We start from the raw sequence: 23743 nt of genomic DNA on the forward strand, positions 1-23743 counted from the left end.
TTCCTGGTCGCTTACCGCTTAAAGTCATCACTCCCTTACCGCTATTAAGCGTTGGGGGAGTGTATTCAAAAGAGCTTAACGCAATGATAGAGCGCCTGCGCCTACTTCATCGCCTGCCGCATCACGGTAAGCTTTAGCCTCTTCGGCTTCTGTTGCGTCGCTAAAGCGTACCAGCAATACGCAGGATGCCAGTGCCAGCACCGTAAGCCCCAAATAGAACAGGCCCTGCTGATAGCTCAAACTTTCGCTGCGAAAGAGAAAAGCCGCACCGACCGCGCCGACGTTACCCCCCGCGCCGACAATGCCCGCTACCGCACCCAGCGCTTTTTTATTGATAAAGGGTACCACGCCGTAGGTGGCACCTTCTGCCATCTGCACAAACAGGCTAAACACCAACATGATGCCAATGGCGAGGCTCAATACATGCATCTGTGAGAACGCCACCAGCGCAATGCCTTCGCAGATGAGGGCAATAAACAGCCAGCGCACGCGTCCTTTTAAGCCGTTTTGCTTGGCGAAAAGATCCGAGAAGATACCGCCTAGCGTACGGGCAAAAATATTCATCAGTCCGAATAAGCCAGCAATCAGGCCCGCGGTGGCTAAAGTGAGATCAAATTTATCGAAGAAGTAGATCGCCGCAATATTGTTAATCGTTAGTTCTACGCCGAAGCAGAGACCATAGACAACGAATAGCGCCCATACGCGTATGTCCTTAGCTGCGGCTAGGAAGCTTTGCTTGGCGCCATTCTCACCGGTGGCTTCAGGTAGCTCGCCCCGTGCGCGCAGCTCGCTGAAGTTGCCGTTGGGAGCATCCTGAGTGAAAAACCAGTAACCGATGCCGGTAAACAGCATGACCACGCCGGGCACCATCATCGCTAAGCGCCAGCCGAAGGCTTCGTTAACACCTAGCATTAGCATGCCTGAGAAGATCAGCGGCATAAGAATTTGCGTTGTGCCACCCCCTAAATTGCCCCAGCCCGCGCTGGTGGCATTGGCGGTTCCCACTACGTTAGGCGCGAACATCATCGTGGTGTGGTATTGCGTGATCACAAACGAAGCGCCGATGGCACCAATGGCTAAACGGGCCAGCAGAAATGTCTCAAAGCTATTGGCGAGGCCAATGCCCATCACCGGAATGGCGCCTAAGAGCAGTAGGCCGGTATAGGTTTTACGTGGACCGATTCGATCGCAAAGGACGCCAATCGCTAGCCGAACAATCACCGTAATAGCGACCGAGGCAATAATCGTATTACCAATTTGTGTTTGGGTGAGTGAAAGGTCTTCACGCACAATCGCCATTAAGGGGGCGATACCAAACCAGCCGAAAAAGCAGATATGAAACGCGAACCATGAGAAGTGGAAGGCGCGCATTTGCGGCGTGGAAAAATTAAACAGTCGAATGCGGTTGGCTTTATTGCGGATGTCCATGATGGCCTCACAGGGCATAAAACGAGTTTTCTGTTACGCGACACCACCAAAACAGCGTCGCGCAAACAGTTGACGAGAACATGCCTTCATCATTGAAGGTCAGTTTCGACGCACTCGTACCCAGTCGGGCCTGGTCCACGCCTACCACCACTGGTAGGAGTTATGCAGGTAGTTTGCCAGTTGCCTATTTATTTTTAAAAATCATAATCTTATTTTTTTAAGAGATTGCTCAGAGCGGGTCTTGCCTATCCGCGTGCTGCATGATTGGGCATGCGATGTCCGCTCTGCGGCATCTTGGTGCTTCGCAGGAGGGTAACGCTGCAGGGAGGAGGGCGAGCCTATGCGCGACGCTACTTATTCATGCAGATAAACCGCATCTATATCCAGCGTGGAGTGGTCGCCAATAGCGTCGAAATTTTCGCTCAGCCAGCGTTCGGCGGCGGCCTGGCCGTGTTCAAAGAGGTGGCATAAAAAAGCCCACTCAGAATTGGATTTACTTGAAACAGAGAGCTCCTCAAGCGCTTGCTCACCGCTGATGCGATGAAACAGTGCCTGCTGATAACAGTTTGTAATGCCTTGCTCTTCAAGGGCATGCTTAAGCAGCGCTATCATTCTGATCTCTTTTATCAGCGCTGAGTTAAACGTAATTTCATTAAGGCGATTCATAATCGCCGACGCTGAGGTGGGTATCTCGTTGCGGCTAATGGGATTTATTTGTATGAGAAGTATGTCCCGTGCGCCGCACTCTTCCATTAATGGAAATAGGGCGGGGTTGCCCATATAGCCGCCGTCCCAGTAGGCCTCACCATCGATTTCTACGGCTTGAAACATAAAGGGCAGGCAGGCGGATGCCATTACCGCATCAACGCTCATTTCTTCGCGGCGAAACACGCGCTGTTTTCCCGTGCGCACGTTAGTCGCCGTGATAAACAGCTTAAGCTGCTGGCATTGTCGAACCCGCTCAAAATCAATATGGCTGGCCACAATATCGCGCAGCGGATTAATGTTAAGCGGGTTAAGCTGGTAGGGCGAGACTACGCGACTTAATAGATCCATGGCGACAAAGCCGGGCGATTGGTCAAGGCTCCAGTTGCCGGTCAGCATATCCATGGGGGAGCGCCGAATGGGGCTGGCCATGCCTGCACGGCTGACCGCTTGCCAGAAGTCGTGCAGGGCTTGCCTGGCAGTTTGTTTATCACCTCGAGTCAGCGCATCGGCCATTACCACGCCGTTCATTGCCCCGGCGCTGGTGCCGCTGATGCCCTCTATTTCAATGCGGTCATCTGCCAGCAGGCGATCAATCACTCCCCAGGTATAAGCGCCGTGGGCGCCACCACCTTGTAAGGCGAGGTCTAGCTTTTTGACGTTGGCCATATGCTTTTTCCCATTGCGACGGATGAAGAAAGGCGTTGCTGTGGATGCAGCATGGCATAGGCCGCTCGTGAAAACGAAATGCTATTGATCCGCACGTGCCGCGGTCTTAGTGGAGAGCAATCTGCTCGGCCCCCGCTGCGCAGCCTAGAAAGGCTGAGTTGGCAAGCCACTCGGCGTCAGGATAATAGGCGAAAACATACTGATCTTCTTTAAGGCTGTCGATGAGCGGATAGGTCACGTCTTCACGAACGGCCGGGCAGCCATGGCTGCGGCCTAGCCGCCCCGTTTGCGTAATAAACGCATCGCTCACGTAGTCCGCGCCGTGAATGACAATGGCGCGCTCATACGCTAGATCATTGACGTTGGGCTCAAGGCCTTCTAAGCGCAGCGAATAGCCGTTGCTGCCGTAGTAGCTGTTCATCGTACGAAATAGCCCCAGGCTCGACTGGTGGCTGTCAGGCGTATTGGAGAACGTTTCCGCCTGCATATCGCCGGAGCCTTGGCCGTGTGAAACCAGCTCTTCAAAGAGCAGTTGATGTTGGCGCAAATCAAACACCCACAGGCGTGGCTCGGTAGAAGGCAGCGAGTAGTCGATCACCGCTAGGCGCTCGGCATTCGGTGCCGCGCAGTTAAGTGCCTGAGCCGCCAAGCGCAGCGCCTGGTGCGTTGCCTGAGGAGCCAGCTGCAGCAGCTGGTGCTGCAACGGCGGCACGCCGGGAGGCGGCGTTGAGGCAACCTGAGCAAAGAAGCCGGCGGCGTATAGCGGTAATGTAAATAATGCTAAAAAAGGAGAACAGAGCAGCGTGACAAGCTTTAAACGAAGCGCCATATAAATCGATCCTGCAAACAATATCGGTCATGATGACCACAGCCGACTAAGATAAAAAGACGGGGCGGCTAGTGTGGACAGCAATAGTAACGCAAGGAGAGAGCGATGAACGAGATGCAGCCACTAAAACGATGGGCGCTGGGAACCGCCCTGTGCCTAACGCTTACCCACAGTGCTTTAGGTATCAACAGTGCATATGCAGACTCTGCGCCATTGCAGCAAGCGTTAGCGCAGCAATTAATCACTGCTGACGTGCAGCATCTACCCATTGCCGAGTTTTATCAACTGCATGACGGTCAGCCGATTTGGCAGGCCGTCTTAACGGTTGAGTCGTTGGTGGCTGCGTTGAATAGCTTGGAAAGTGACGGCTTGGCGCCAGTGGACTATCACGCAGGCACATTGCTCAATGAGTTTCATCGTAGCCAGACATCAGGAGTGTCGGCGCAGGCGGCATTTGATATCAAGGCAACCCAGTCGCTGCTGCTGGCGCTGGATCATGTGGAGCGTGGCAAGGTCGATCCGCGGGATGTTGAGCCCCATTGGGACGCGCCGCGCCCTGAGCGTGGGTACTCACTTCTGCGCGTTGTGCATGCCATTGAGGATAACAAGCTGGAAGACGCTATCGCGCTGGCCCGCCCCTCATCGGCGGAATATCAGCAGTTGCGCGATGCCTTAAAACAGCATTACCAGCTGGCTAATCTGAGCAGCACGCCTTACTTAGCCGCGCGGGAGGAATCGCTTCGCCCAGGCGATGAAACAGCTGATGTGGTGGTGCTGCGTCAGCGCTTAGCACTCTGGGGCGATACCGATTTATTGGCAGCCGACAGCAGCGCTTATCCACTGATCGGAGTGCAGGGCACGGCAACCAATCGGCGTATCTTTGATGCCTCGTTAGAAACGGCCGTGAGACGCTTTCAGCGGCGTCATTTATTGCAAGCTGACGGGGTGGTCGGTGAGCAAACGCGTTTGGCGTTAAATACATCGGTTGCCACGCGTATTGACCAGCTGCGCGTCAACTTAGAGCGCGCGCGCTGGATACGTCCGATGCAGTTTGCCGAGCCGCGCGTCTGGGTCGACATTGCGGGCTATAAAATGCACTACGTGCGTCCTAACGGTCAGCAGTGGGATGCGCGCGTAGTGGTCGGGTCATCGCGCCGTGAAACGCCCATCATCCATTCGGCGATCAGTCATTTAACGATTAACCCTTCCTGGACAATACCGCCAACCATTATGCGTGAGGACGTATTGCCTCGCGTGCGGGCGGATGTCGATTATTTGGCGCGTCAAAATATTCAGGTAATTAGCCCTGCGGGCGTGCCGCTGATCGCTGAAGAGATTGACTGGCAGCGCCCTGGCGGCGTTATGCTGCGCCAGGTGGCCGGGGCGGGTAATCCGCTAGGGCGCGTGGTAGTGCGCTTTCCTAATAACGACATGATTTATTTACACGATACGCCTGCCCGCGGCCTGTTTCAGCGCGATCAGCGAGCGCTAAGCTCCGGCTGCATTCGCGTCGAGGGAGTGGCTGAGCTTGCGCAGATGCTGCTGCAGGATACCGGCAGCCGTTATCAAATGAGCAGCTTGCTAAGCGGGGGAAGTGATCGCAACGTCAATCTGGCGCAGCGGATACCCGTGGCGCTGCATTATTTGACCGCCTGGCCGAATGAGCAGGGAGAGGTAGAGTTCAGGCCTGATATCTATCGCCGCGATGCGACGCTGCTGGCGGCGTTACAGCGCGCGTTACCTTCAAGTTGAGCTAAAGAATATCGGCAATAAATGGGTAACAAGCACAATGCAAAACACCGCCTCAGTGGGCGGTGTTTTGCATTGTAGCGTTAGTAAGTTAGTGGCTAGCAGGGCCTTCGCTGTTCATCTAGGCCTTGCTAATCAATATAAACATTAGTCATCGCTTTGCTGATAGTTCGCCACGCTAACCGGGCCGGTTTCGCCACTTTCTAACGTGGCCAGCATTGGCTCTGCCTGACTCTGGAAGGCGACCAGCGTTTCGCCACTTAGGCTACTGTTCTCAGGAAGACTAACCGTCATGGCGTTTACCGGGGCATTATTAACGATGACTTCATAATGCAGGTGCGGGCCGGTGCTGCGGCCGGTATTACCGGAAAGCGCGATGCGCTCGCCCATAGTCACGCGATCGCCCTGGTTAACCAGCTGGCGAGAAAGGTGCAGGTAGCGAGTGCGGTATCCGTTGTCGTGTCGAACTACAATGTAGCGCCCGGCGGCAGGATGGTTGCTAACGCGCTCAACCCGACCGTTGGCAGGCGCGAGAACCGGCGTGCCAATGGGCATAGCAAAATCGGTGCCGTTATGAGGGCTGACGCGGCCTGTGATGGGGTGCTTTCTGTTGGGGTTGAAGTTGGAGCTTAAGCGGTAGCTGCCATCAAAGGGATAGCGTGCGAACGCAGGGTCCAGGCTTCCGCCTTCAGGCGTATAGAAATTGTTGTCGGTCAGATTGCGTACCACGGTCAAATCCATGCGTTCGCCGTCATACTTAACGGCTAGTACGCGGGACTCAAGGGTTTCGCCATCAATCATGTCTGACTCGACCAGTACCTGGAAACGGTCACCGCGACGGCTGTCACGCCGAAAATCGAGCTTTTTCTCAAGTATCTTTGTCAATTCAGTTACGGAGCCGCTATTTAAACCGGTGGCTTGGGCTGAGCGTGCGAAGCTACCGCTGACGCTACCCGCGTAAAGGCGTTGGACCGGTTCGCCCTGACGTTCAATGGCGGTAACCGCGTACTGGTCAGCATCACGCTCTAACATGACACCTTCGCGGGTGTTTTTCATCATGCGCAGCGACAGTAAGCGGCCGTCTTCATCTAACTGGTAATCAAAGCTATGCCCGGCACGCCAGTTGGTTAACAAGCGCTGATCGGGTAAGTCTTCAAGCAAGGCAAGCACTTCGCTATAGCCAAGGCCCAGCTGATTTTGCGCTAGCACGGCAAAGGTTTCGCCGGATTCAACAATGTGCGTTTTCCATACGGGCACAAACGGCTCTTCTGCCGCGAGCTCTAGATCCAGAAACGAGACGTCATCGAATAGCTCAATGCCATAGTCTTCATAGGAAGTGGCATCGGCAATTTCGATTGAGGACGCGCTGTCTACGTCCAGCATGCCGCTCGTTAACGTGCCAACGACCACCGCCATGTGCAGGGCGCCGCTATCAAGCGAAGATACGCCCAGCGATGCTGTGTTGGGGGTGATGGTGCTAACGGCTGCCAGATTACTTACCAGCGTAGGCTGGCTAGCCATATCAGCTTCGGCTTTAGAGATAACGTCAAGATCGACGATCTCCGTCACCGCTAGTTCGCTGAGAGGAATGTTTCCGCGGGTGGCGTCGAGGGCACGCGAGGCACGATCGATCGCTTCAGCCACCGGCGTACGTTCTTGACGTAGTGAAGGAACGCCCGGGGTTGAATCGCTAGGAAGCGGTACTAGTACGCTTTCTAGCGGTGTATATGACTGGTTTAAATCATGATAAGTCGTGACTAACTTCTGTGTGCCCAGCACTGTGACCATAGTGGCCACGGGTAACAGTAATAATTTGTGCGCGCGAGGCAGCGAATGGAGGATTCGCAACATGGGTAAATGGACCGCCGAGTTCGTGATTAAAAAGATGACAAAAAAGTATATATACCCGGAACCATACCCCATGCGAAGAGGGGTGCATAGACTGTATGCCTATACATAAAACGTACTTAAATATAAAAATGCAAACAATGCGTAAGATAAAGCTATTAATGAACGCTGTTTGCAAATGAATGTAACTGATAAAAGCTAACTAAATAGCGTCATTCGATCATATACGAAAACAGCTTTTTTAAAAGCATTAATACAACAAATGTATAGTATTCATCCTTTAGTCTAGTGCCGTTAAATGAGTGAAAGAGTGACAGCGATGGGGCTGGTGAGCGTCACTAGAGCGGGTCGATGCAAAAAAGTATGGGTGCTTGAAAGCGAGTAGGGCACCAATGAGTGGTCATGATCAGCAGGCCTTTTATATAGGTTGCAGAACTGCAGGGCGTTTCCTGGCATGCTGGCAATATTTTTTCGAATATTAAGCGCAGTATTTCGCTATTTTGCGTCGAGGAAATCGAAATGTCCCGGGTTACGCTTTCACAATGGCAAATGTTGGCAGCCGTGGTTGATCATGGTGGGTTCGCGCGTGCGGCAGAAGCCGTGCACAAAAGCCCTTCCACGCTGAATCATGCCGTCCATAAGTTAGAAGAGCAGTTAGGGGTTCAGGTGCTAGAACCCATTGGCCGCCAGGTACGCTTAACCGAAGCCGGTGAGCTGCTCCTTCGGCGCGCCCGTCAACTGATTGAAAGCGCGGCCTCGCTTGAGGATGTTGCCATTCGGCTTGCCGCTGGTTTAGAGGCGGAGGTCGTCGTCGCTATCGATCAGGTGTTTCCCGCCGATGCCCAAGCCAAAGCGCTAGAGCGCTTTTCTGAAACGTACCCTCAAGTGCGCGTTCAGTTGCACGAAAGCGTGCTCAATGGTGGCGTAGAAATGCTCTACGATGGCCGGGCTGATCTGGTGGTCTCGGGCATTGAGGCTCAAGGGTTTTTGGGTGAGCCGCTGGTCACCGTACGTTTTATCGCAGTGGCACATCCTCAACATGCGCTTCATCAGTTAGGCCGCTTGCTGGACTTGCGCGATCTGGCTCAGTATCGCCAACTGGTGGTGCGCGACTCGGCGCTGCGCCAATCGACAAACGCTGGCTGGTTAAAAGCAGAGCAGCGCTGGACGGTCACTCACCTAAATACGTCGCTGGATATGCTCCGGCGTGGCTTGGGTTTTGCGTGGATGCCTGAAACGCGTATCGCTGACGAGTTGCGAAGCGGTCAGTTGAAGCCGCTGCCGCTTCCCGCAGGCGGAGTTCGCGAGGTGCCGGTTCAGCTTATTTTTCGTGACCGTGATCGTGCCGGGCCTGCTGCTCATGCGATGGCCTCTGCGTTAAAGCAAGCAGTGATAAGCGAGTGCGCCGTGCAGGATTCGACTCAGTCGAATGAAAAGCCCTAAAACATCCGCTTGAGCATCCCAGGTACAGGGGTAAGCTGAATAGCGGCAAGGTAATGTGTCCATTACCTGAAGACACTTTCAGAAGGCGCCCCCATGGGACTATTAATAAATGGCGAGTGGCACGACCAGTGGTACGACACCAAAAAGAATAGTGGTGAATTCGTGCGTGAATCAGCCAAGCTGCGCGACTGGGTGGGCGACCAGCCGGAAACAGACGGTCGCTGCTACCCAGCCGCCAACGATCGCTATCATTTATATGTGTCCCTTGCGTGTCCTTGGGCGCACCGCACTTTAATTATGCGTGCGCTAAAAGGGTTGAAGCCGCTTATTGGCACGTCGCATGTTAGCCCGCTGATGCTGGGGGATGGTTGGACCTATCGCCAGGATGAGGGCGCCAGCGGCGATCCAATCAATGGCATCGACTTTCATCACCAGCTCTACACGATGACCGACCCGCACTACACTGGCCGAGTCACCGTTCCCTTGCTGTGGGATAAGCAGCGTAACGCTATCATCAATAATGAGTCTGCGGATTTGCTGCGCATGTTTAATCATGCCTTTGATGAGCTTACTGGCAACGATTTAGATTTTTATCCCTTGGATCTGCGTAGCGTAATAGATGAAGTCAACGCCGATGTGTATGACCACATCAATAACGGCGTTTATAAGTCAGGCTTTGCCACCGAGCAGGACGTTTATGAAAAGCATGTGAAAGCGCTATTTGAAGCGCTGGAGCGCATGGAGGTGCGCCTAAGCACTCAGCGTTATTTGGCAGGGGAGTGGTTAACTGAGGCTGATATTCGTCTCTTCACCACCCTGGTGCGTTTCGATGCGGTTTATTACGGCCACTTCAAATGCAATTTTAAGCGTATTGAAGATTATCCCAACCTGGCCAATTATGTGCGCGAAATCTATCAATGGCCGGGCGTGGCCGAGACGGTCAATATGGATCATATCAAGCGCCACTACTATTACAGCCACGATACGATTAATCCGACACGCATTGTTCCCGCCGGCCCGCTGCTCGATTTTCAGCGACCTCATGATCGGGAGCGTTTGCCAGGGCAGGGTGTCAGGCGTAAATAGCTGGATAATGTAATGGCGGCGCAGTAATAAAAAAGGGCCGCCCAGTGAAATGGGCGGCCCTTTTAACGTGCTGCTGTTAACGAGTTGCTGTTACTAGCGGCTCTCACTGGAGACTCAATAGCTTATATAGCTTGCTTAAATCCAATGAGAAGCCGCGTTAGCCTAATTACTCGTTAGGATTAACGGCTTCACGCGTACTTTGCCAAGCGCTTTGTGCGCCTTCCTGGGTAGTTTGCCAAGCATCGCGGGCGCTAGCTTTAGTCTGCTCCCACCAGTCACGATTGTAGGCAGGAAATGCTTCTACTTCTTCCTGGCTAGCGCTGACCAGAATGCGGTGTTCCGTATCACCATCGTTTTGCATATCGGTTTCGAGGGTGAAGTAGTCGGTGCCGACTACGATTTCACGGCCACCTAATCCGAGCACTGAACCGCTTTCAATGACCAGAGCGGTGATACGCATTTCCTCGTCAAACAGAATATCTTCAACTTCACCGATTTCTTCACCGGAACCGCCGGCAAAATAAACCTCTGCGTCAAGAATGTTGTCGGCAGAATACATGCCCTGCGGCTCGCTTGACGCGTGGGCGCTCATGGCAACGCTTCCTAATAGGGCGGTACCGATAACGGTTGTCAGGATAGTTTTACGCATAGCATCTCTCCATGTGGCTACGATAAGGAATAGGCTGCTTAACCTATTAATATTCTGAATGATGTTACAAAAAATTGACCATTTTAAAACTCAGTACTTCTAATCAGTCAGCTACTGCTTCTCAGCCCACTCATCGGCTTTACGTTCTGCATCTTCTCGCGCAAGGCCATATTTTTGCTGAAGCTTGCCAACCAGCTGGTCTTTCTTGCCACCGATTTGATCCAGCTCATCGTCAGTAAGGTCGCCCCAGCTTGAACGAGCCTTGCCCTTCATTTCTGTCCATTTACCTTCAATCTGATCCCAGTTCATCGCCTCACTCCTTGATAGTCTTGAACTTGACTGAACACTTAATATATTAGACGAAATGTACACAAGTGCAAATGGTTGATTCAATGTGGTGCAAGTTAAAAGTGCTGGTCAGGAGTAAAATGCGGTGTTAGGATGCGCGCTCCTCGCATGTGTTGACCCCTCCATCACGACGATAAGCGTTTACTTGCTTAGGTACTAGTTAGCAGTTAGGTACTATTAGCAGTATCGCTTGCGGGAACATCTAGCCAATTGCTTTATGTTCATTGCTGTGTAGATGGCGCGCCTCCAGTATTTCACCACACGGGTGAAATCGGCGCAGAAGGTCGCCACAACGGTTGGCCCGCAAACGCGGTGTTTGCTAACCGGATGCTAGGTGCGACCGGCGTCTCCGACTCCATTGATGGCTACGACCGCTACGGCGGTGCCTGTTTTCGACAACGACCATTTTGTTAATGTCGTTGCGCGATGACAGAGTCAGGGACGCTTATGATGTTTTTTGCCGGTACTTGCCGGCCTACCAAGGTGTGATTAATGACCTCGACTTCTGTCGCCTCGCCGAGCTTCGGTGATCTGGCTCTATTGCCTGCCGTTCTATCTGCTGTTGAATCACAGGGCTATTTAGTACCCTCACCGATTCAAGCACAAACCATTCCTGCGCTGCTTGAAGGCCGCGATATGCTGGGCCAAGCTCAGACAGGTACCGGTAAAACGGCTGCGTTTGCTTTACCCCTATTATCGCGCCTGGAACTCCAGCGTCGCGAGCCACAGGTGCTGGTCATGGCACCGACCCGCGAGCTGGCTCAGCAGGTAGCTGCCTCGTTTAGTAAGTATGGCCAAAATCTGAAAGGCCTCGAAGTGGCTACCCTGTGTGGCGGTCAAGAGTATCGTGAGCAGCTAGGCGCTCTTAAGCGTGGCGCACAGGTCGTTGTGGGTACGCCGGGTCGTATTATCGATCACCTGGACCGCGGTAGCCTGAAGCTGGATGGCCTGTCCGCACTAGTGCTGGACGAAGCCGACGAAATGCTGCGCATGGGCTTTATCGACGACGTAAAACGCGTGGTTGCCGATACCCCTAAAGATGCACAGCGCGTGTTCTTCTCGGCGACGCTGCCGGCAGAAATCGAGCGCATTGTTAACCGCTACCTGGTTAATCCGGTAAAAGTAGCGATTGAATCTGGCACCACGACTGGCGAAAACATCGAGCAGCGCATTGTGCGCGTCGATGGCGGCGCTAAGTTAGAAGCTCTGTCACGTATTCTTGAAGTCGAGCCGGTCGATGGGGCCATCGTCTTTGTGCGTACTCGTGCGGCCTGTACTACCCTGGTTGAGCAGCTGACTGCGCGTGGCGTTAACGCTGCTGGTCTGTCGGGCGACCTTGATCAAAGCCTGCGTGAGCGTACTATTACACGCTTGAAGCGTGGCAAGGTTGATGTGTTAATTGCTACCGACGTTGCGGCTCGTGGCCTAGACGTATCGCGTATCACTCACGTCATCAACTACGATCTGCCGCAAGATGCAGAAGCCTATACGCACCGTATCGGCCGTACCGGTCGTGCGGGTCGTAGCGGTATCGCCATTACCTTTGCTGGCTTCCGTGAAGGCCGCAAAGTAGGCTGGATGGAGCAGGCAACCGGGCAGAAAATGGCTGAAATGCCGCTACCTGATGAGTCGGCTATTCGTGCTCATCGCGATGATGTCTTCCATCACCGCGTTCTTGCCTCCTTAACCAAAGGTGCCGAAGAACAGCGTGCTTTGATTGAGCGCCTTATTGAAGAAGGCCATGATCCGATTGAGCTGACCTGTGCGTTTGCCGCTATGGCGCGTGCTGATGAAGCGCCGATTGGTCGTCTTCAGGCTCCGCGTAAAGAGCGCCCGACGCGTGATGGCGCACCTGCCGGTAAGCCGGGTGCTCGCCGTGAGCGTACTAGCAACAGCGCCCCGACCGAAGGCATGACGCGCTACCGCGTCTCTGTTGGTCACAAAGATGGCGTTAAACCGGGCCAGCTAGTCGGCGCTTTGGCTAACGAAGGTGGCATTGAAGGCGCGCGTATCGGTCGTATTGATATTCGCAACGCTTTCTCTGTGGTTGAGCTGCCAAGCGGCCTGCCTTCAACGATTCTTGCTAAGATGGCACGTGCTCGTGTAGCCGGCCGTCCGCTAGAAATCAGCGAAGACAGCGCACCGGCTGAGCGCGCACCGCGCCGTCGCCGTGACGAAGGCGATGCGCCGATTCGTCGTCGCGAACGCGCTTAAGCCTTCATCAACGTAAGGCTTAATCAACGGCTGCTAAGCGGCAATTGAGACGCTCAAAACGCCCCCGCACCTTCCTTGGTGCGGGGGCGTTTTTTTGTTGCTTTGGCTATCTCTCATCACGCTATTCTTTGCCATATCAGGAAGACGCCATGCCCGCACCGCTACATGATTGGAACCTTGCGCCAAGAGAGGCGAGGGCGCTGCAGTCACGGCTGGCTAAGCGGCTAGAAATGTCGGATCGGCTAGCGCCGGTTTCGCATATCGCCGGCGTCGACATCGGCTTTGAAGAGGGCGGCGAAACGACGCGCGCCGCGGTGGTTGTGCTGAAGTGGGATCTGGCCACTGCGCCAGATTTACGCGTGGTTGAGCAGGTGGTTTATCGTGAGCCCACGCGCATGCCGTATATTCCCGGCCTGCTGTCGTTTCGTGAAGTTCCTGCGGCGCTGGGAGCTTTTGCAATGCTCAGCGTGCAACCTGAGTTAGTGATGGTGGATGGCCAGGGAATTGCTCATCCGCGCCGTTTAGGCGTGGCGGCGCATTTAGGGCTGTGGCTTGATTTACCCACGATGGGTATTGCCAAGTCACGTCTGTGTGGAAAGCATGCCGAGGTGGGCGAGCAGCGCGGCGACTGGGTGCCGCTTTATGCGGGAGCCGAGACGATCGGTGCCGTCGTGCGCTCCCGCGCTAAGGTCAAACCCGTCTATGTGTCGCCAGGGCACCGGATGTCGCTGGAAACCTCGCTCGCCTGGATGATGCGCTGCTTAGGCCGCACTAAGCTGCCTGAACCAACGCGCCTGGCAGATCGATTAGCCTCCCGGCGCGATGAGCGTAAATCGTAAGTCTGCGCAAGCAAGGCTATACGAAGGTTAAAAACCGCTTGAGAAGGCTTGAAGCTGCCTGACAGTCAACAACGCTTGCCAGTAGCGCTTCGGGCTCTTCGCCCTGGTCACGCAGCGACGCGCGCTGGCGTTCAAGATAGGCGCGCATCACGGGCGCGGTGAATTCAGGATGAAATTGCACGCTCCACTGGCGCGGTCCGTAGCGCAGCGCCTGATGAGCATCGTGGCTGTTATGGGCGAGTACTGTAGACTCAAGCGGCGCCTGTATGACGGACTGCGCGTGCGTAAGGTGCGCGGCAAAGCTTTCCGGTAGCTGGCGAAACAAGGGGTCGAGTTGACCTGCCTGGGTGAGCCGCACGGTGCGCGTGCCGGACTCCCGGCCAGCCGGATGATAGTCACTCACGCCGCCAAACGCGGCAGCCATTAGCTGATGGCCATAGCAAACGCCGAGCATGGGCGTATCCTTGGCGAGCGCCTCTTCAAGCCACGGCTTGAGCGCTTCGCTCCAGGGCTCGGCGTCACTCACCATGCTGTGCGAGCCGGTGATCACGATGGCGGCCAGCGTATCCAGTGAGGGCGCGGGCGCATTTGTCCGAGCATCCCAGACCCGCAGCGTCAAATGCTCTGGCAGGGCGGTGCTGAGCTGCTTTTCAAACAGCGTTTCAAAGTCACCATGTTGGTCGACCACTTCTGGAAAAGCGTCGCCAGTTTTAACAATTAGTACACAGGCCATGCCAAAACCTCAGTAAGATAAACCGGCAGCGTTGAACAAATACGCTAACGGCAAGTCTGCAAAGGCGTGACGATAACGCTTATCATGAATGCTTTCTAGTGGACTTGTCGGTGAGGCCTCAGAGATTCTCACCCTATTTAGCTGAATAACCAAGGAGTAAGCAATGCAACAGATTACCCGCGCAGGCGAACCTGTGGATGTCGCTGGCACGCTGCCCGCTGAAGGCCAAACGGCGCCTGTGATGACGCTTACCAATACGAATCTGCAGGATGTCACGCTCGAGACTTACGCAGGCAAGCGTAAAGTGCTCAATATTATTCCCAGCGTCGATACCCCCACCTGCGCAATGTCCACACGTCGCTTTAATGAGCTGGCATCTAATCTTGCTGACACCGTGGTATTGGTGGTTTCTGCCGACTTACCTTTTGCGGCTAAGCGCTTTTGCGGTGCTGAGGGGTTAGATAACGTCGAAACGCTGTCTACTTTCCGTCACGCCGAGTTTCTTGAGGCCTGGGGCGTTGCGCTGCGCAATAGTTCGATGGAAGGGCTTTGCGCCCGAGCGGTCGTCGTGCTGGATGCCGATAACCGCGTGCTGCACAGCGAGCTGGTGAGCGAGTTGAAAAACGAGCCTGACTACAGCGCTGCGCTGGCGGTTCTCAAGTAGTTAAGCTACTCATACTGCTTGCCGCACCGTTTAGAATGGCGCTTTGATGCCGTCACCAGTGCGCGAATTAAGCGCTGCTGGGGGCGGTTAAAAATCAGCCATTCGGGGTGCCACTGCACGCCAATCAAAAAATCGTGCTCACGAGACTCGATGCCTTGCACTAGGCCATCACGGTCGCGAGCCACAATGTCGATGCCGCTACCGGCTTGATAAACGGCCTGGTGATGCAGGCTGTTGACGCGGCACCAGGTGACGCCCAATAAGCGGTGTAATTGGCTAGCCCCGACAATGTCGACGGTTTTGCGGGGTAGCACGGTACGGCGTCGCTTTAAGCCTTCATGGGTGGTGTAGATATCAGGGTCAAGCGTGCCGCCAAGATGCACGTTGATTAATTGCGCCCCACGGCAGATGCCTAGTACCGGCGTTTGTAACGGAATAAAACGTTCCAGCAACATAAGCTCTAGCTCATCGCGTGCGGGGTCAAGCCGCACATTCAGCTGTACCTCTGCGCCGTAAAGGTGGGCCTGTATGTCGTCACCGCCGCCAATGATCAAGCCATCCAGGCTATCGGGTAGAGCGCGCTCGGGCGACAGACGCAGCGGCTGGCCGCCATGGCGCCAAACGGCAAACCAATCAAACCACCAGGCTAACTGGCTTTTTTGATCAGAGGTTGTGATTCCGATAAGCGGTCGAGACATGCCGATAGTTACTCGCTATTTTGAAAGTGAAGAAGGTAGCGCTCTAACGCTTACGGCGAAGCCAGTGGCCCAGTTTCTCTTTTACACGCGTTAGCAGCGGCCGGTTTTGAGCAGCGATATATTCGGCGCAACGTGCCAGCAGCGCTTCAGGGTTGGCGGCGAGTTTTTCTACCTCGACCCAGCGGTTCCATTCGACTACCGAGCCCCAGCCAGGCTGTGAAAGCTGCGCATTAGGCAACCGGTAGTGAAAGGTAGGGCGCGACTTGGTGAGCTTGGCATGCAGCAATGCATGTGGGTGCTCAGGACGTAAATAGGCGAAGAGTGGCAACATGTCCAGCTCGCGATTACGCGTAGGGTTGTCGCGCAGGTAGTCATCGATCAGCGTGTCAAGATCGGGGGAATAATGGCTATCGAGTACTTTCAGCACGTATTCTTTAGGGAAGGGGTTGGCGTGAGGCAGTATTTCCCGGGTAATGTCGATTTTGATGTCGTCGCGCAGCCAGCTGGCAAGTAGCATATAGGCCCGCAGCATGGCGAGCAGATAGCCGACGTCAAAGTGCGCTACTTCCGGATTAAGATGCAGCCCGAACCCATACATTAGGCTTGCATCGGTGCCTTTCGCACCATGTTCACGCAGAGCTTCAAATAGCGTGTCTAGCGCTTCGAGTTCATTCCAGGGCACGGGGGGCACCACTATTTCTGTCGGCACTAAACCAGTGACCATGTCGCCGATCAGCTCACGGGTTTTCTGGTGAAACTCAATGCGTCGTTGGTGCCGGTGGCGCGCCCATTCGTTGTCGAGAGCGCTAGGATCTTCAAACAAGGATTGGTCAGGATGCGCGTACTGAGTATCTAGCTCGATACCAAACGTCCCCCAGCGAGTAGCTTCTACTAGTAGCCGGTGAGGGCTTACCACGTTAAGCTCCCCGCCAAATAGATCGCGTACGATCAGCGCTGTGTCGCTGGGTGGTAGGCCAGCAAATTCAATTTCGACGCCAACATGCCGGTTTTTTCCATGGCTGTTTAAGCGGTTGGGCGGAGCTTGTAGCGTCATCTCGGCATCCTTGAGGTGAACGTTTAGGTGCTCAGCCTATCATAGACACGCGTTGAGGCTGAGCGTACTCAATGCAGGTGAAGAAAATCAGCAGGACGCTATTCAGACCAATTTTCAGGAGTAAAGCGTGCGACAGCACCGGTTAATCCACACGATAATAAGCATCGTCTTCTTTGTGCTGATCAGCGTGACTGCAACGCAGGCCCAGGCGCAGATGGTATCCCTGCCAAGTTTGGGCGGCGGCGCTGATGAGGAGAAATCCGACGTCAGCAGCAGCGAGTTTCAGAGCTCGTTAAACGATGTTATCGGCATGCTCGAGAACGAAGAGCAGCGGACTCAGCTGCTGTCGTCGCTGCGCGAGCTGCAGGTCACTGCGGATGCTGCTAACGAGGAAGACAGTATCGTGCGGCAAGGCCTGCTTGGCGCGCTGGCGGATACGCTAAGCGACCTTGGTGATCAGGCTCAAGCCGGTAACTCTCCCCTTGATGAGTGGTCGCGCCAATTGGCGCAGGGCGCTGACGATTTACGCGCGCTGACTGATGATGCAGACCAAGGTGAAATCATTCGAGCCGTTGCTGAAGGCGCGGTGCTGGCGCTCATCTGGACCGGACTACTGGTGGTGATGATTGCGTTAGGGCGCATGCTGGCAACCCGTCGCCACTGGCCGTTGGATCTACCTCGTGACCCCAAAGGCAGGCTACTCGCGATACATTTTTTCCGACGCATGCTGCCCTGGACGCTGGCCTTTGCCATAACGCTAGGGGTTGGCCAGGTGCTGCCTGATAGCCCCGGCCGTACGATGGTATTAGTAATGGCGTATATTTGCCTGTGCGGTCGAGCATTGTCGGTGGTGTTTGAAACGGTGGTGGCATTTTTCAGCCGCGGTCATCGTTTTACCGCGGTTCAGCTTCTCCAACAGCAGGCACTGCGCGGTCTGTTTGTGATTGGGGCAGTGATTGCCCTCGGCGACGCGGTTAACTCCACGCGCCTGGTTGAGCTACTCGGAAGTGAGCTGTCGAGCCTAGTGTCAGTGCTTGCCAATATGCTGGCAGCGCTGCTATCCGTGCGGTTTATCCTCAAATTTAAACGTCCCGTGCGCCATCTGATTTGCAATCGCCCGTTTAAACAGCGCCGCGATGCCAGTACGGCCGTTGAAATGATTCGCTCGCTGGGCGGCCTATGGCATATTCCCGCGTTGCTGCTGGTGAGTGGCTCTCTGATGGCCATTTTTATTACCGCTGGCGACGTTGGTACTGCGCTGGCACGCTCGATCATTTCAGCCAGCCTGCTGGTGCTCACGCTAGTCATTACGGGGCTGCTACGACGCCAGTCGGAGCGGATGGGGAAGCGTCGCCATCGTCATCGCTACAGCCAGTACCGTAAGCGCCTAGAGCGGTTTGGTTTTGTGTTGGCGTATATTTGCTCGTGGATGGTGTTTGCCGAGCTTTCCATGCAGGTGTGGGGCGGGTCACTGTTTGGGCTCGGCCAGCAAGCAGTGGCCAGCGCGCGCATTGGTCAAGCGCTGGTCAGCCTGGGCGCCACCCTGTTGCTGGCGTGGCTGGTATGGATTCTGGCCGACACGGCAATTCAGCGCGCGCTTACCTCCTCTGCGCGTTCGCGCGGGCGGCGCGTTAATCAGGCGCGGGCGCAAACCATTACGCCGATGATTCGCAACGTCATTTTTGTCATCATTTTGATTATTGCGGTGATTTCCGGGTTGGCCAACTTAGGCGTCAACGTGACACCGCTACTGGCCGGTGCGGGTGTGATCGGTTTGGCCATTGGTTTCGGTGCCCAAACCCTCGTTCAGGATTTGATTACCGGTATTTTTATCTTGATCGAAGATTCGCTGGCGGTAGATGACTTCGTCAAGATCAACAGCCATATGGGAACGGTCGAAGGGTTAACGCTTCGCACCGTGCGGTTACGCGATCTAGACGGCGTGGTGCATATCATCACCTTTAGCCGTATCGAATCGATTCACAACATGTCGCGTCAGTTCGGCATCGCGTTAATGCGTATCCGAATTCCCTACGATATGAAGATCGACGATGCGATTACGCTGATGCAAGAGACCGCGCAGGAGCTGCGTAAAGACCCGATGATGCGCCATTACATCTGGTCACCGCTTGAGATGCAGGGCGTTCAGGGCTTCGAAGACGGCTGTCCTATTCTGCGCATGCGTTTTCGTACCGCGCCAGAAATGCAGTGGGATGTTTCCCGTGCATTTAACCTGCTGCTTAAACAGCGCATGGAATCTCAGGCCATTGATCTGGGCATCCCGCGTCTTAGCGTCAGTATGGAAGCGCGCTCTGAAGACCGCCGCCAGGATGAAACCGGTACTGACTTTGCCATCGAAGCTAGCGGCGAAGAGGACACCGATAGCTCGCGTAAAAAACCCGCGCCGCCCCAGCCCGCGCCACTGCCTACGAAGGCAGAAACGCAAAGAGATGAGTATGAACGGGCAAATGATAAGACGGCTGAGCGAGCGGCGTCACATCGCCACAAGCCCCAGGCTCAAGGCGAGCCCCAGAGCAATACCTATGCCAGCGCCAGTGGCGAACACGGCGATGAGTAGCCACGGCAATAGCGGGCCTGGTATACAAATATGCAGTGGCGCCTGCTCACTAAATGTAGAAGGTCCTTGAGATGTGGCTTTAACTTCTCAATATTATCGTAGTGAGCATGGACGTCGGGAGTGAGCGTAGGTGATCAACGTTGAGCGTAAAAATAGCTTTCAGCTGCGTCTTACTCGGCGGCTTAAGGAAGAGACATCGCATAATCTTGATGTTTACCTTTTCATACCTGGCGAGCTTGGATTAAGCACCCAGTTAATCTCCGAGGAAGCGTTTTACCACTCGGCGATTAACGTGTCGCGCACCTACTACAGTGACGAATATCTTCTGCCGCTGGTGCATAGCCGTCTTGCCAGCCGAAACCGGTTGGGTAGTGACTCTTACCGGCTGAGTTTGAGTTTATATGCTTATCAATACGTAGTGGCGATGGAGCGCACCACTCAGATGATGTTAGCCAGTGCTAATAAGCTGCGTCACGCCCGCCAAGAGGAGCGAGAAGAGAACAGTGAGGTGCACGAAAGCGCTAACGCTTTACGCGACCAACTAAATGAAATGATCGATTTAAGCGATGGCATACTTAAGCGGCTGCGGCGCAATCAGCCCAGCGATGAAAGCTTATATAAGTACTTTGCTAATATTGATAATTATCTCTCTTGGTTCACTGAGCAGCAGCTGTTGGCGTTGATCGCACACATGCCTCGCGGCGGTGAGTTTACCGAAAGCCGTCGGCGCTTTATTAGCGTCTGCCATCGTGAGGACGAGTATCGTCGCGAGCAGGAGTATAACGCTGAACGGGTGATGGCTGATCCCACCCGAATGTCGAATAAAATGCGCCTGCTGCGCCGCCTAATCGAGCATCCCATCACGCTTAAACAGCAGGCGTTAGAGCTGGGTGGCGGTGAGCAAAAGGCGGTTAAGGCGCTGGCGACGGCGGTGGTGATGGCGTGCGTAACGCTAGGTGTATTGCGCGTACGTGAGGTGGTGGGCGATATTACGGCGCTGTTTGTGCTGGCCATGGCGCTGCTTTACGCCATGCGTGAAGTGTTCAAAGACGATTTGCGCAACACCCTCTGGCGGCTGCTGCGCAAAGGGCGGCCTAAGTGGCGCCGTCAGTATCTCGACCCTACTCGTAATGCCCTGGTAGGCCGCCAGCTAGAGTGGTTTGATTACAAACGCTTCGCCTCGTTAAGCGATGACATTCAGCAGATGCGTCGCCGCACGGTCGCTCAGCGTGAAGAAATGGTGTTGCACTATCGTTCAAGCTCGCGTATGTCGCCCACTCGTTTTTTAAGCGGCTACGAGCATACCCGTGAAACGCTGAATCTCGATATATCGATGCTTACGCGATTAATGAATAAGGGCAAGCACCATATATACCGCTTGAAAGATGGCCAGGCGGTGCGTGAAAGTGTTGAACGACGCCATTTATTTAACCTCGTTATCCGAGAAACAGGCAGCGAAGACTCGCCCTACCTTGCACGCTGGAAGGTTGTGGTCAGCCGTTCAGGCATTGTTGATATTGAAAAAGTCGAAGAGAATACTGTCATGAAAAACAGTGTCATGAAAAACAATACTATGAAGGACAATGCCATGAAGGAAAATGTTATGAAGGACAACAGCGAGCAGCGTTAACAGCCGCGACTGTATGGCTAAATAGCGAGGAGCGAACTAGTCTCAAAAGACGGGCAGGTTAACCTGCGTTTGCGGCGCAGTCTTTAAGGTTCATCTTAAAGCTGTCGCAAGGAGAAAAGCCATGCAAGCTATCGATATTATGACGCCAAAAGTGATCAGTGTGGGCCCCGATGCCGAGGTGCGTGACATTGCCCAGCTACTGATCAATAACCGCATTAGCGCCGTTCCTGTTATTGACGCCGAGCAACGGGTGATCGGAATTGTCAGCGAAGGCGATTTGATGCGCCAACTGAAAAATGACGATGACGGTCCTCAATCCTGGTGGTTATCGCTGGTCAGCGGGGGCAAAGATCCCGGCGACTACGTTAAGCAGCATGGCCGTAAAGCGCATGAGGTGATGACCCCGAATCCGCTCACGGTGGAAGAGAACACACCCCTTCACGATATTGCTCGATTGCTAGAAAAAAATCACATTAAACGCGTGCCCGTTGTGCGCGGCGATAAGCTGATAGGCATTGTCAGTCGTGCCAACTTGCTACAAGGGATTGCTAATGCGGCAGTGGCACCGACCCAATCACCGACCGATGATCGACACATTCGAGAGGCTATTTTAAAAGAAGTTGAGCATAACACCGGTGTGCAGACGGGAAACATTAGCGTGATCGTCAACGGCGGTGCGGTGGAGCTTTGGGGGCTAGTTGAGTCGCTAGAGCAGAAGCAAGCAGCAGCCGTTGCGGCAGAAAACGTTGCCGGGGTGACTCGGGTCGACAATCACCTAGGCATGATGCCGCGCGGCTTCGGTTATTCGTAGTACATTTTGCCAAGATATCACTGGTCGTAGAACATGCCCGTCGTCCTTAACGGCGGGCATTGTTGTGTTAGACCACTGATTTAATCGCTTGCTCTAAGCTATCGACGCTACGCTGGGTGTGATGAAGTTTATCAAGCCCAAACAGGCCAATACGGAAGGTCTGGAAATTATCGCCTTCATCGCACATCAGCGGCACGCCGCCGGCTACTTGAATGCCCGCCTGGGCCAGTTTGCCCACTAAGCCGCTATCGTTGTTATAACAAACCACGACGCCCGGTGCCTCAAAGCCTTCAGCGGCAACGCTAACAAAGCCGTGGCGTTTCAGCATGGCGCGGACGTCATGCCCAATCGCTTGCTGCTCCTCTTTTACCTTGGCAAAGCCATAATCGCGGGTCTCCTGCATGATGCCACGCAGCTGTCGCAAGGCATCGGTCGGCATGGTGGCGTGATAAGCGTGGCCGCCGTTTTCATAGGCCTGCATGATGCTGTGCCACTTCGCTAAGTCGCAGGCAAAGCTGTTGCTCTGCGTCTCACTTAATCGCTGTGTGGCGCGCTCTGAGAGCATCACCATCGCGCAGCAGGGTGAGCCGCTCCAGCCTTTCTGCGGGGCGCTTACCACCACGTCAATGCCGAGCGTCTGCATATTTACCCATAGCGTGCCAGCGGCGATGGCGTCTAACACAAACAAACCGCCCACTTCGTGAGTGGCCTCTGCAAGCGCCTGGATATAGTCGTCCGGCAGCAACAAGCCAGCCGAGGTTTCCACCTGCGGGGCGAATACGACAGCAGGTTTTTCACTAAGAATCTGCGCTACGGCTTCATCAATGGGCACCGGCTGAAAAGGCGCAGTCGCATCATCTGCATTAAGTCGCCGCGCTTTAAGCACCGTGTGCTGATCGGTTAAGCGACCCATCTCAATAATTTGCGTCCAGCGATAGCTAAACCAGCCGTTGCGGATGACCAGGGTTTTCTGATCAAGCGCAAACTGACGCGCTACCGCTTCCATGCCAAAGGTCCCGCTACCGGGCACAATGGCCACCGAGTGAGCGCTGTAGACTTCTTTCAGCGTGGCAGAAATATCGCGCATCACGCCTTGAAACCGCTGCGACATATGATTTAGCGAGCGGTCTGTGTAGACCACTGAGTACTCAAGCAAGCCGTCGGGATCGACGTTGGGCAGTAAACCAGCCATGGCGTTCTCCAAGGGGAATGTGCTCTAAGCGGCACACTTCATCATCGATAAGTCATCATCACTAAGAGTACGAGCAATAAACGCACAAAACCAGCCCGCGAAGGGGCTGGTTCTTAATGCCGTGCAGGTGGAATTAACGCGGTGGCAACTGCTCGGGGCCGAAGGCGTCGGGCAGCAGGGTTTCCATGGTGTAGGTTTTCATCAGCTCGCCGCGAGCGGAAAGTACCTTGATTTGCGTTGCTGGCGTCGCGAACTCGCGAATACGCTGTCGGCAGTCCCCGCAAGGCGTGCACAGATGATCGCCTGGCCCCATCACGTACACGGTCGCGAGATGGCGCTGCCCTGCGGTGACCATCGCTGAAATAGCCGATGCTTCGGCACATAGGCCTTTGTAGTGCGCTACTTCCACGTTGCTGCCAGCAAACTGCTGGCCATCCGGCGTCACCATCACCGACGCTACCGGGTGGTTCGAGTAGGGTGCATAGGCATTGGCTTGCGCACTTAGCAGCTGTTGAACGATTTCTTCTGAAACGATCTCTGCTGTAATTAACTCATCAGAACGTTGACTCATGAGCA

General features: G+C 54.6%; 20 protein-coding genes. 9 read left to right on the plus strand and 11 right to left on the minus strand.

What is annotated here, in order from left to right; genetic code table 11:
• Window positions 1-75 precede the first annotated feature (75 nt).
• The 3 genes from KUO20_RS03870 to KUO20_RS03880 form a co-directional block, all read right to left on the minus strand.
• Window positions 76-1428, minus strand: coding sequence for a NarK family nitrate/nitrite MFS transporter (locus tag KUO20_RS03870; RefSeq protein WP_235041595.1), 1353 nt, complete (start codon window positions 1426-1428; stop codon window positions 76-78).
• Between the two features lie 354 nt (window positions 1429-1782).
• On the minus strand, window positions 1783-2802 hold the full coding sequence (locus KUO20_RS03875) for a patatin-like phospholipase family protein (protein WP_235041596.1): 1020 nt from the start codon (window positions 2800-2802) through the stop codon (window positions 1783-1785).
• Window positions 2803-2908: 106 nt separating this feature from the next.
• Window positions 2909-3631 (minus strand): murein L,D-transpeptidase catalytic domain family protein, encoded by a 723-nt coding sequence (locus KUO20_RS03880; RefSeq protein ID WP_235041597.1) that lies wholly within the window; start codon window positions 3629-3631, stop codon window positions 2909-2911.
• Window positions 3632-3736: 105 nt separating this feature from the next.
• Here KUO20_RS03880 and KUO20_RS03885 point away from each other — a divergent pair, with 105 nt between their 5' ends.
• Window positions 3737-5383, plus strand: a complete 1647-nt coding sequence (locus tag KUO20_RS03885) for a L,D-transpeptidase family protein (RefSeq protein ID WP_235041598.1) — start codon at window positions 3737-3739, stop codon at window positions 5381-5383.
• Window positions 5384-5527: 144 nt separating this feature from the next.
• On the opposite strand, the gene KUO20_RS03890 is transcribed toward KUO20_RS03885, so the two are convergent.
• Window positions 5528-7231, minus strand: a complete 1704-nt coding sequence (locus KUO20_RS03890) for a peptidoglycan DD-metalloendopeptidase family protein (RefSeq protein ID WP_235041599.1) — start codon at window positions 7229-7231, stop codon at window positions 5528-5530.
• 516 nt (window positions 7232-7747) lie between these two features.
• On the opposite strand from KUO20_RS03890, the gene KUO20_RS03895 reads away from it, so the two are divergent.
• Window positions 7748-8671, plus strand: coding sequence for a LysR family transcriptional regulator (locus KUO20_RS03895; protein WP_235041600.1), 924 nt, complete (start codon window positions 7748-7750; stop codon window positions 8669-8671).
• Between the two features lie 93 nt (window positions 8672-8764).
• On the plus strand, window positions 8765-9757 hold the full coding sequence (locus KUO20_RS03900) for a glutathione S-transferase family protein (protein ID WP_235041601.1): 993 nt from the start codon (window positions 8765-8767) through the stop codon (window positions 9755-9757).
• A 166-nt stretch (window positions 9758-9923) separates the two neighbouring features.
• On the opposite strand, the gene KUO20_RS03905 is transcribed toward KUO20_RS03900, so the two are convergent.
• On the minus strand, window positions 9924-10406 hold the full coding sequence (locus tag KUO20_RS03905; protein ID WP_235041602.1) for a PRC-barrel domain-containing protein: 483 nt from the start codon (window positions 10404-10406) through the stop codon (window positions 9924-9926).
• 111 nt (window positions 10407-10517) lie between these two features.
• Window positions 10518-10715: a CsbD family protein gene (locus KUO20_RS03910; protein ID WP_235041603.1), complete on the minus strand. Its 198-nt coding sequence runs from the start codon at window positions 10713-10715 to the stop codon at window positions 10518-10520.
• A gap of 531 nt (window positions 10716-11246) precedes the next feature.
• On the opposite strand from KUO20_RS03910, the gene KUO20_RS03915 reads away from it, so the two are divergent.
• Both KUO20_RS03915 and nfi read left to right on the plus strand, forming a co-directional pair.
• Window positions 11247-12968, plus strand: a complete 1722-nt coding sequence (locus tag KUO20_RS03915; protein ID WP_235041604.1) for a DEAD/DEAH box helicase — start codon at window positions 11247-11249, stop codon at window positions 12966-12968.
• Between the two features lie 149 nt (window positions 12969-13117).
• Window positions 13118-13807: a deoxyribonuclease V gene (gene nfi, locus KUO20_RS03920; RefSeq protein ID WP_235041605.1), complete on the plus strand. Its 690-nt coding sequence runs from the start codon at window positions 13118-13120 to the stop codon at window positions 13805-13807.
• A gap of 16 nt (window positions 13808-13823) precedes the next feature.
• Here the strand turns inward: nfi and KUO20_RS03925 are convergent, their stop codons facing one another.
• Window positions 13824-14540 (minus strand): glutamine amidotransferase, encoded by a 717-nt coding sequence (locus tag KUO20_RS03925; protein ID WP_235041606.1) that lies wholly within the window; start codon window positions 14538-14540, stop codon window positions 13824-13826.
• Between the two features lie 163 nt (window positions 14541-14703).
• On the opposite strand from KUO20_RS03925, the gene tpx reads away from it, so the two are divergent.
• Complete coding sequence (gene tpx, locus KUO20_RS03930) at window positions 14704-15204, plus strand: thiol peroxidase (RefSeq protein WP_235041607.1); 501 nt, start codon at window positions 14704-14706, stop codon at window positions 15202-15204.
• Window positions 15205-15209: 5 nt separating this feature from the next.
• Here the strand turns inward: tpx and KUO20_RS03935 are convergent, their stop codons facing one another.
• Complete coding sequence (locus tag KUO20_RS03935) at window positions 15210-15902, minus strand: gamma-glutamyl-gamma-aminobutyrate hydrolase family protein (RefSeq protein ID WP_235041608.1); 693 nt, start codon at window positions 15900-15902, stop codon at window positions 15210-15212.
• 43 nt (window positions 15903-15945) lie between these two features.
• Entirely contained in the window at window positions 15946-16956 is a 1011-nt protein-coding gene (locus KUO20_RS03940) for an amidoligase family protein (RefSeq protein ID WP_235041609.1), read from the minus strand.
• A 127-nt stretch (window positions 16957-17083) separates the two neighbouring features.
• Here KUO20_RS03940 and KUO20_RS03945 point away from each other — a divergent pair, with 127 nt between their 5' ends.
• The 3 genes from KUO20_RS03945 to KUO20_RS03955 all read left to right on the plus strand — a co-directional run bounded on the left by KUO20_RS03945 (window position 17084) and on the right by KUO20_RS03955 (window position 21975).
• Complete coding sequence (locus tag KUO20_RS03945) at window positions 17084-19534, plus strand: mechanosensitive ion channel family protein (RefSeq protein ID WP_235041610.1); 2451 nt, start codon at window positions 17084-17086, stop codon at window positions 19532-19534.
• 130 nt (window positions 19535-19664) lie between these two features.
• Window positions 19665-21164, plus strand: coding sequence for a hypothetical protein (locus KUO20_RS03950; RefSeq protein ID WP_235041611.1), 1500 nt, complete (start codon window positions 19665-19667; stop codon window positions 21162-21164).
• Window positions 21165-21285: 121 nt separating this feature from the next.
• Entirely contained in the window at window positions 21286-21975 is a 690-nt protein-coding gene (locus KUO20_RS03955) for a CBS domain-containing protein (RefSeq protein ID WP_235041612.1), read from the plus strand.
• 67 nt (window positions 21976-22042) lie between these two features.
• On the opposite strand, the gene KUO20_RS03960 is transcribed toward KUO20_RS03955, so the two are convergent.
• Both KUO20_RS03960 and cdd read right to left on the minus strand, forming a co-directional pair.
• Window positions 22043-23167: an aminotransferase class V-fold PLP-dependent enzyme gene (locus tag KUO20_RS03960; protein ID WP_235041613.1), complete on the minus strand. Its 1125-nt coding sequence runs from the start codon at window positions 23165-23167 to the stop codon at window positions 22043-22045.
• 133 nt (window positions 23168-23300) lie between these two features.
• Entirely contained in the window at window positions 23301-23738 is a 438-nt protein-coding gene (gene cdd / locus KUO20_RS03965; protein ID WP_235041614.1) for a cytidine deaminase, read from the minus strand.
• Window positions 23739-23743 lie beyond the last annotated feature (5 nt).

The organism is Vreelandella profundi, from assembly GCF_019722725.1.
Taxonomy (GTDB): Bacteria; Pseudomonadota; Gammaproteobacteria; order Pseudomonadales; family Halomonadaceae; genus Vreelandella; species Vreelandella profundi.